Below are 8,670 nucleotides of genomic sequence, written 5' to 3' on the forward strand. Positions count from 1 at the left end.
GCACATAGCTGCTTTTGGTGAAAATGTAACTGTCTGCATTTTTAGCTTTGGCCGGTTGCTGGTAAGCAAAAGGTCCCATGGCCAAAGCCTGCAGCGTACCGGTTTTGAGCCTTAACAGGGAAAAGCCGTTGTACTTGGTAGTTTCGTTAAATGTGCTGAGCAGCAGGTCCTGGTCTTTTTTGAAAAAGCGTTCTTCCTCATCCAGCTTCTCATAACGGAAGCGGGTTTTGTCTTTACGCCCGGCGCCAAGGGTGATGTTCACCGGCGCTTGCTGCCCGCTGGGGTCCACCTGCCACACATCATAACGGTCATAGATATACGCATATTTATCACCTTCCAGCCAGCCGGCTACGCCATAGGTATCCGGTTCATCGGGATGGTCATCTGTTTCATCATACATTTTGGCGGGTATGCCGGCCGTAATGTTGCGGGTGGCGCCGCTGCTTACCTGGTAGCTGAACCAGTGTCTGGCCACCCTATCATACCAATACAGGTACTGGCCTTTGGGGGAAATGTAAAAATCGCCATCCAGCTTTTCTTTTACCATACGGCGGGTGCCATCACTCACATTCAGCAGCCACGCGGTTTTCAGCGTACGGCCGGTCCATTGCATGGCAATGCGTTCACCCTTATCCGTATAGCCAAGGGCGTAAGTGCTGTTACCTTCATCTGTTGTTACCACGGTTTCCAGGTCTTTATTACCCAGCTGTAATACTTTTTGTGTGGCGGGATCATATACTGCGGTGTAGCTTTTTTTCAAATCCCGGTTCAGGTTTTTGAGCTGCATGGGTTGCAGAAAATCATCCTGGTAGTTCCAGATGTCTACTTTGGCTACTTCAAAATCAACCAGGGTAGTGTCTTTAGGCGGTCGTACAGGAGCGGCGCCAAAGAACAGACGTTGCCCGTTTCCGCTGAACTCGATCTTACTGCTGTCGGCCACACCCCAGTTATCAGGCAAGCCTGGTGTTTGGCGGTCGGCGGCAATAATGCCGGTATCCTGCCCGGGTTTATAGTAGTACAGCTGGAAAATGCGCTGCGGGGCTTTGGCGGTGTCGCGGGTGCTTACCCAGGCGGCCTGCAGGCCTTTATCATCAAAGGTGAGCAGCTTGCGCTCGCCGCTGCCACGGCTCAGGGTATCCGGCTTGCGGCCGGCTATATCCCATAACAGCACGCCTGCTTTGGAGAGGGGATCTTTTTTAGCGGTGGTGATCTCAGCCAGCAGCTTGTTGCCTGGTTTACTGAAAGTGTATTCCAGCACATGCTGCAGGGTATCTTCCTTATTATCTTTCAGGTTACGGATAATGAGCGGGGTGCCGCTGGTGCTGTCCTTATCCCATTCCGGCCTTTCCAGCAGGTAGGCTACCCAGCCGCTGCCTTTGGCCGGTGTTTTAAATGACTTTACCATGGGGGCTTTCCATAGCTGCCATTGTTCAAGGGTTACAATGCCCAGGGAATCCTTCGGCATTTCTGCCGGCTTTTTCTTTTTGATCTTAGCCTGCCTGGTGTCTTTGAAATACGGATCAATGGCAAATACAAGGTACCTGGAATCTTCCGTGATCACGGGTTTGCTGCCGCGCGGCACTTCCATGCTGCGGCGGGTTTTGTTGTCGTAGATCACTAAGCGGGCATCGCCTTCCTGCGGGGTAATGGTATAAACGATCCATTGACCATTGTTGCTGATAGTTTTTTTGCCGATACTTTCCCAGCTGTCATAAACACTGTGATCCAGTGGCGGTTTAGTTATTGGCTGCTGTGCATAGGTAACCAGCGATAAGCCGGTAATGGCTGCGCATATGAGGGTGCTTTTCATAGTAGCTAAATTAATAAAAGTCCATGGTCTATGGTCCATAGTCCATGGCATAGTGCGTGAACGGCATACAACGGCCACTGCCGGTGAATTGGAGGGATTAACGCGTAAAACTTATTTTGCGAACAAGGCAATGGACTATGGGCCATAGACCATGGACTCAATGCAGTCCCTCACCCTTGGTCTGCTTCCCTACCCGCCACATTTGCAGGGCTACAGACAACATAATGCAAAACAGGCCCACGTAAAAAGTCCAGCCCAGGTATTTGTTTTCATGGAACAGCAAAAAGGCCAGCAGTATGCTGTACACCGGTTCCAGGTTAAAGCAGAGGTTTACGGTGAAGGCAGAGATCTTTTTTAAAGCATCCAGGTTAAGCGCATACAGCCAGATGGTGCAGATCCAGGAAAGCGCTATTAAGTAAAGCGCATCCTGCCAGGAGGGGATGAAGGCCGAAAGGGGCGTATGGGTGTTGAATAGGTAAAACGGCAGCAGCAGCGTAATGCACAGGGTACCTATCATCAGCTCATAAAAGCCCAGCGTATAAGTATCAAAACGTTTAACAAGCCGTTTGTTAAACACGGTGAACAGCGCCGCGAACATGGAGGAAATGATGCCCAGGATAATACCCGTGCGGTATTCCGTATTAAATTGAAATATAAGCAGTATGCCCAGCAGGGTAAGCAGGCTTAATAACATTTCAGCCACATCGAACCGGCGGCGGTTAATAAGCGGGTCAAAGATAGCGGTGAACAGGCTGGTGAGTGAAAAGCATACTACGCCTATGGATACGTTGGCGTATTTAATGCTGCCGTAAAAAAAGATCCAGTGCAGGCCTATAATAGCGCCATTGCTGCCAATGATCATTACATCCTTAAAAGGAACTTTCTTTAACAGGCCACGCCACAAAAAAATAAGGTAAAGTGTAACAGCGGAGATCAGTAAGCGGTACCAGGTAAGCAATCCTTCATTGAGGGTGATGAGCTTCCCCAGGATACCGGTAAAGCCGGCCAGGAAAACAGCAAGATGTAATTGTATAAATGCTTTTTTCATTAGTTAGCAGTTTGCAGCGGGGGAATATTTGCAACCAATAACCGGCAACTGCCAACTAATGACTGCCAACTAATCAGCGGGTAGTATGCCGGCGTTCATAGCGCCGGAAAAGGCTTTGCGTTTGTATTTTCAGCACACCCAGGATCCCTTCTTTCACAATGCCTTTGCTCATTTTGGAATAACCTTCCTTACGGTCGCGGAAGGTGATAGGCACTTCTTTCAGCTTAAAGCCCAGCTTCCAGGCGGTAAATTTCATTTCTATCTGGAACGCATATCCCACAAACTGTATGGCATCCAGGTTAATGGCTTCCAGCACTGCGCGGCGGTAACATACAAAGCCGGCGGTGGCATCCCGTACGGGCATCCACGTTATAAAACCTACGTAAATGGAGGCGCCATAGGAAAGTACGGCACGGTCCCAGGGCCAGTTTTCCGTACGGCCGCCCTTTACATAGCGGGAGCCTACGGCCAGATCGGCCCCTTCCTTTGCACAGGCATCATATAAACGTATCAGGTCTTTCGGGTTGTGGGAGAAATCGGCATCCATTTCAAAAATATATTCGTAGCCGTTAGCCATCGCCCATTTAAAGCCATGGATATAGGCGGTGCCCAGGCCCTGCTTACCGCTCCTTTCTTCCAGGAACAGCGTACCCGCATACTGCTGCTGCAGCTGCTTTACAATGTTGCCGGTGCCGTCCGGCGATCCATCATCTATGATAAGTACATGAAAATCCTGCTGCAAGGAAAATACAGCGTCAATGATCTTTCGGATATTATCCTTTTCATTGTACGTAGGTATTATGACAAGCTTTTCCAATCAGCGAACATCGTTTTTGTGGACTGCGAAAATAGTATAATCAGGCCGCAAGATAGGGCGTTCCTGAAAAATATTACATTTTTTTTAACATCATACTATGATAAATTTCTGTCAGTTTTTGTTTGGTGTTTAGCGGGAAATCCGCTTTCATCATCCAATCATAGTACTGGGGTTCTGATTTCAGCACATCCTTTACCGGGCGGCCCTTGTATTTACCAAAGTTAAATACTTCCGTACCGTTCTGCATCACCATGCGGCGGGCAAAGTCGATGTACTCATCTTCCTTGGTAAATTCCGCCAGCCCGTCTACATCCGACTGCAGCGTTTCATACCGGTTCAACTGGGCTTCCAGTATCTCGAAAGTGGCTAATGCATCGGCTTCTGCGCTATGGGCATTTTCCAGGTTCTTATCGCAATAGAACTTATAGGCGGCGCTCAGGGTACGTTTTTCCATGAGGTGAAAGATCTTCTGCACGTCCACGAACTTGCGGCCGGATACCTCAAACTCAAGCCCGGCACGTAAAAATTCCTCCACCAGCATGGGAATATCAAAGCGGTTGGAGTTATAGCCGGCTATATCACAATTTTCCAGGAACTGGCGCAGCTCATTGGCCATTTGCTTAAAGGTCTGGCAGTCCTTCACATGATCATCCGTAATACCATGAATAGCGGTGGTGGAAGCGGGGATGGGGCATTCCGGGTTCACACGTTTTACTTTGGATTGCGTGCTTTTATCCGGGAATACTTTAACAATGGCAATTTCAATAATACGATCGGTGGCTACATTGGTGCCGGTAGTTTCCAGGTCAATAACCGCCAGGGGCCTTTTAAGTTGTAAAGTGGGCATGTTAAAAAATGATGATTTGATATTTGGATGTAAGAAGTAAGATATGCATTTTCCATATCTTACTTCTTACGGCTTGTTTCTTATTGATGACTTTCTACTTCATTTTGTCCCACAGTGAACGTATATCAAGCCCTTCATAGTCGCCGGAGCTCATGAGCAGCAGGTTGGTATCCTTATACTGCTGTGCATCCAGGAAGGCTTCCAGCTGTGCACGCTGGTTAAATACGTGCAGGTCTTTACGGCCAAAACCCGCTGCAATCTGTTCCGGCAGCAGCTCCGGCATACGTTTTATTTCCAGCGCATGTTTGCTGTAAAATACCACGGCTTCATTGGCGGGGTCCATAGCGCCCTGGTACTGATCCATAAAACCGGCATTCAGGCTGCTGTAGGTATGTAATTCCAGTACGGCGATGAGCTTGCGGTGAGGGTACTGCTGCTGCAGGGCCTGTATGGTGGCTTTTACTTTGGAGGGGGCATGGGCAAAATCGCGGTAAACAGCGGTTTGCTTATTTTTCCCCACCAGCTCCAGCCTTTTGGCGGCGCCTTTAAAGGTGGCGATGGATTGCAGGAAAGCCTCGTCCGTGATGCCCAGCTCATTGCATACCAGGCGGGCGGCGTGCAGGTTCAGCAGGTTATGGTCGCCAAATACCTGCAGGTCGCTGAAACCTTCCTCAAAATACACGCGGGTTACCCCTTCTGTTATCATGTGAATGGGCAGGGTGTAGGGCACCAGCTTCAGGTGGCGGCCTTCTTTGTCAACCAGCGCGCTCAGCACCTCATCGGTACTATTATATATAAGAATGTGGCCGGGCTCCATTTGCCGGATAAAAATGGCAAACTGCTCCAAATAGTTATCAAAAGTGGGAAATACGTTAATATGGTCCCAGGCAATACCGCTGAGCACCGCGATATGCGGGTGCAGGAAATGAAATTTGGGCCGTTTTTCTATTACGGAAGCCGGGTATTCATCGCCCTCGCATACGATCAGCGGGGCATCGGTAATGTTCACCGACTGGGGAAAGCCCTCCAGGCGGGCGCCCACCAGGTAATCGAACGCTTTTTGCTGTGCCTGCAGCACGTGCATGATCATGGCGGTAATGGTGGTTTTGCCGTGGCTGCCGCCTATCACTACCCGCTGCTTTTGCAGGCTTTCCTGGTAAATGTATTCCGGGAAGGAATAGATCTTAAGGCCCAGCTCCTGTGCGCGTAGTAGTTCCGGGTTATCGGCCCGGGCGTGCATACCGAGGATAACGGCATCCAGGCCGGCTGTAATACGGTTGGCATCCCAGCCCATAGAAACCGGTAAAATCCCTACCTTTGCAAGGTTGCTAAGGGCCGGCTCAAATATTTCATCATCGCTGCCTGTTACCTGGTAGCCTTTATGGTGCAGCGCAATGGCCAGCTGGTGCATAACGCTGCCGCCAATAGCAATAAAGTGAACTTTCATAATTGGACAGTAGGAAGTTTGGAGCAGGATCCAGTACTAATTTGTAATGACAATCAGATAAACCACTGCTCACACATCTTGTTGTTTTCTTTAATATATTTTTTATATTTGCAAAGTAACGTTACTAAGCACGATTAAAAAAGATTTTATACGCTTTCCCTATGAATTTTCGTTTAAAGACTAAATTTCCAATCATGAGATCTCATGTTAAATTGTTGGGCGTTGCCGGCCTTATTGGTATCTTTGCGGTATTATTTACCTCGTGTGCAACGCATTCGAAGCTGGGCTGTCCGATGAAAATATCGAAGTCGGCGCCTGCTGAAAAAAGTAAGGAGTGTTAGAAAATGAACTGGAAGACGCTAGACAGCGAATCACAATTAGAACAAATTAAAGCAGCATCGGCCCAGCAGCCGGTGGTTATTTTTAAGCACAGCACCCGCTGTTCCATTAGTTCGATGGTTAAATCCCGGTTAGAGCGCGCCGAAGCGCCCGGAGATGTGGACTTTTACTACCTTGACCTGATCAGGCACCGCGATATTTCCAATAAAATTGCCCATGATTATGCCGTGGAGCATGAATCGCCCCAGGTATTATTGATCCGCAATGGAGCTTGCGTGTATGACGAAAGCCATAATGGCATTTCGATGGACAGCCTCAAGGAGTTAATTAATAATTAAGAATTAATAATTAATTGATTGGTGCGGTTGATTGCAAGGTTTTGTGATCAGGCATTTTGCACCCATAAGGTATTGCATTCATGATCATTTTTAGAATGATGTTCATGAATGCTTTTGCATTTTTAGGAGTTGATGAAGTGCCTGCTTCGATGATCGGCCATTCAATGCCCCGCCCAGCACCTTTCCGCTGCATTTAATTATTAATTTTTAATTCTTCATTATTAATTATCAGCTCAGCGCTTTCAGTACATCCTCACTCAGCGGCGATACTGCCGGCCCGAAATAATACAACAGCATACCGGAATTTACTACGTACTTGCTAAAGTTCCATTCCGGTGCCTGCTGGTTCCAGCCATTATAACTGTTATCAGACAGCCAGCGGAACACCTGGTTTTGCTGCGCTCCCTTTACTACGCTGCTTTTAGCTGCCAGCATAAACGTAACCCCGTAATTTGCCTGGCAAAACTGTGCAATCTCTTTATCCGATCCTTTTTCCTGCTCACCGAAATCATTGGCCGGGAAACCGATGATCACCAGCTCCGGCATCAGCTCCTGCAGCTGCTGCAGCGCTTTATACTGGCCGGTAAAACCGCAGTCAGATGCTGTATTCACCAGCAATAATTTTTTGCCGTTAAACTTGCTCATGGGCACAACGTTGCCCTGGTTATCAATGATGGTAAGGGTTGAAAACGGTACCGGTGGCCGCTTTCCCGCTTCATTAAACAATGTTTTATTTCTGCTGCCAAACAAACGGGAGAGGCGCATAAAAAGCGGGTATACTTTTTTAAGAAAAGACTGTTTGCCTGTCATGACGGTTATTTGCTGCTGTGAAAAGGATAGCGGTTACAGGCATCGTAGCTTGTAATGCTTGTCAATAGCGCAAATTTCCTAGTTTTGCGCTATATAATCAAAAGAATGAAGCATCGTATAGTTGTAGCTGTTACCGGCGCCAGTGGTTCCATATATGCCCGCCAGCTTTTGCAGAAGCTGCAGGCTGCTGCGGAGCAGATAGATACCGTGGCGGTGGTAATGACAGAGAATGCCAAAACCGTATGGGAAACAGAGCTGGGAAACCAGGACTATGCGCAGCTGCCATTCCGTTTTTATACCCAGCAGGATTTTCATGCGCCTTTTGCCAGCGGATCGGGGCAGTTTAAAACCATGATCATTTGTCCCTGCTCCATGGGTACGCTGGGCCGTATTGCTACCGGTGTTTCCAATGACCTTATTACCCGTGCCGCAGATGTGGTGCTGAAAGAGCGCCGCAGGCTGATATGCGTGGTGCGGGAAACGCCCTATAACCTGGTGCACCTGCGCAATATGGTAAGCGTTACAGAAGCCGGTGGTATTATTTGCCCGGCCACCCCCTCTTTTTACAGCCAGCCGGCTACACTGGAAGCAGTGGCAGCTACGGTTACCGACCGGGTGCTGGACCTGGCAGGGATTGAGCAGGATACTTACAGATGGGGGAAGGAGTAATTACGAATTATTCAATTACGAATTACGAATGGATCGGAGAGGTTGATTGTAGTTTGTGATTATTGGGGTTCATTGTTTTGTTTTTAATTGTAGCCCGAAAAGTTTTGGAATTCATAATTGAATAATTCATAATTACATTTTGGAGTACACAATTCGTAATTACTCATAATCATAATTATTTTCAACGGCATTCATGAATGCTCCGCATTTCGTAATTGAATAATTCGTAATTAACATCATGCATATTTCAATCATTAACGGGCCTAACCTGAACCTGCTGGGAAAGCGGGAGCCAGGCATTTACGGCAGCGAATCCTTTGAGGACTACCTGGCTACTTTGAAAACGCTGTATCCCACCGTACAGTTCAGCTATTTCCAAAGCAATGTAGAAGGGGAGATCATCAATCACCTGCATGAGCAGGGCTTTAGCGCCGATGGTATACTGCTTAACGCCGGCGGCTATACGCATACTTCTGTAGCTATACGGGATGCTATTGCAGCTATTAAAACGCCGGTGATAGAAGTGCACATCAGCAATGTATATG

General features: G+C 48.1%; 9 protein-coding genes and 1 pseudogene. 3 read left to right on the forward strand and 7 right to left on the reverse strand.

Going from position 1 to position 8,670, the window contains the following annotated elements; genetic code table 11:
* From VIM87_RS21800 to VIM87_RS21820, 5 genes and pseudogenes are all read right to left on the reverse strand, one after another.
* Positions 1–1,810, reverse strand: a pseudogene (locus VIM87_RS21800) (S9 family peptidase); the annotation flags it as partial.
* 157 nt (positions 1,811–1,967) lie between these two features.
* On the reverse strand, positions 1,968–2,858 hold the full coding sequence (locus VIM87_RS21805; protein WP_331999053.1) for a DMT family transporter: 891 nt from the start codon (positions 2,856–2,858) through the stop codon (positions 1,968–1,970).
* A 73-nt stretch (positions 2,859–2,931) separates the two neighbouring features.
* Complete coding sequence (locus VIM87_RS21810) at positions 2,932–3,675, reverse strand: polyprenol monophosphomannose synthase (RefSeq protein WP_331999054.1); 744 nt, start codon at positions 3,673–3,675, stop codon at positions 2,932–2,934.
* 73 nt (positions 3,676–3,748) lie between these two features.
* On the reverse strand, positions 3,749–4,522 hold the full coding sequence (locus VIM87_RS21815) for a 3'-5' exonuclease (protein ID WP_331999055.1): 774 nt from the start codon (positions 4,520–4,522) through the stop codon (positions 3,749–3,751).
* A 94-nt stretch (positions 4,523–4,616) separates the two neighbouring features.
* Entirely contained in the window at positions 4,617–5,969 is a 1,353-nt protein-coding gene (locus VIM87_RS21820) for a UDP-N-acetylmuramate--L-alanine ligase (RefSeq protein ID WP_331999056.1), read from the reverse strand.
* Between the two features lie 344 nt (positions 5,970–6,313).
* Here VIM87_RS21820 and ytxJ point away from each other — a divergent pair, with 344 nt between their 5' ends.
* Positions 6,314–6,646, forward strand: a complete 333-nt coding sequence (gene ytxJ / locus VIM87_RS21825) for a bacillithiol system redox-active protein YtxJ (RefSeq protein WP_331999057.1) — start codon at positions 6,314–6,316, stop codon at positions 6,644–6,646.
* A gap of 10 nt (positions 6,647–6,656) precedes the next feature.
* On the opposite strand, the gene VIM87_RS21830 is transcribed toward ytxJ, so the two are convergent.
* Positions 6,657–6,839: a hypothetical protein gene (locus VIM87_RS21830; protein WP_331999058.1), complete on the reverse strand. Its 183-nt coding sequence runs from the start codon at positions 6,837–6,839 to the stop codon at positions 6,657–6,659.
* Between the two features lie 35 nt (positions 6,840–6,874).
* On the reverse strand, positions 6,875–7,456 hold the full coding sequence (locus VIM87_RS21835; RefSeq protein ID WP_331999059.1) for a glutathione peroxidase: 582 nt from the start codon (positions 7,454–7,456) through the stop codon (positions 6,875–6,877).
* Positions 7,457–7,561: 105 nt separating this feature from the next.
* On the opposite strand from VIM87_RS21835, the gene VIM87_RS21840 reads away from it, so the two are divergent.
* Both VIM87_RS21840 and VIM87_RS21845 read left to right on the forward strand, forming a co-directional pair.
* On the forward strand, positions 7,562–8,125 hold the full coding sequence (locus VIM87_RS21840) for a UbiX family flavin prenyltransferase (RefSeq protein WP_331999060.1): 564 nt from the start codon (positions 7,562–7,564) through the stop codon (positions 8,123–8,125).
* A 238-nt stretch (positions 8,126–8,363) separates the two neighbouring features.
* On the forward strand, positions 8,364–8,670 hold a 307-nt coding region (locus VIM87_RS21845), incomplete at its 3' end, for a type II 3-dehydroquinate dehydratase (protein ID WP_331999061.1).

Origin of the sequence: Chitinophaga sp., assembly GCF_036569125.1 — a bacterium.
Classification (GTDB): Bacteria; Bacteroidota; Bacteroidia; order Chitinophagales; family Chitinophagaceae; genus Chitinophaga.

Excerpts from the sequence above, each read along its gene's own strand:
- VIM87_RS21840 (WP_331999060.1), top strand. The coding sequence starts at position 7,562 with ATGAAGCATCGTATAGTTGTAGCTGTTACCGGCGCCAGTGGTTCCATA.
- VIM87_RS21830 (WP_331999058.1), bottom strand. The coding sequence starts at position 6,839 with ATGCAGCGGAAAGGTGCTGGGCGGGGCATTGAATGGCCGATCATCGAA.
- ytxJ (WP_331999057.1), top strand. The coding sequence starts at position 6,314 with ATGAACTGGAAGACGCTAGACAGCGAATCACAATTAGAACAAATTAAA.
- VIM87_RS21835 (WP_331999059.1), bottom strand. The coding sequence starts at position 7,456 with ATGACAGGCAAACAGTCTTTTCTTAAAAAAGTATACCCGCTTTTTATG.
- VIM87_RS21820 (WP_331999056.1), bottom strand. The coding sequence starts at position 5,969 with ATGAAAGTTCACTTTATTGCTATTGGCGGCAGCGTTATGCACCAGCTG.
- VIM87_RS21815 (WP_331999055.1), bottom strand. The coding sequence starts at position 4,522 with ATGCCCACTTTACAACTTAAAAGGCCCCTGGCGGTTATTGACCTGGAA.
- VIM87_RS21805 (WP_331999053.1), bottom strand. The coding sequence starts at position 2,858 with ATGAAAAAAGCATTTATACAATTACATCTTGCTGTTTTCCTGGCCGGC.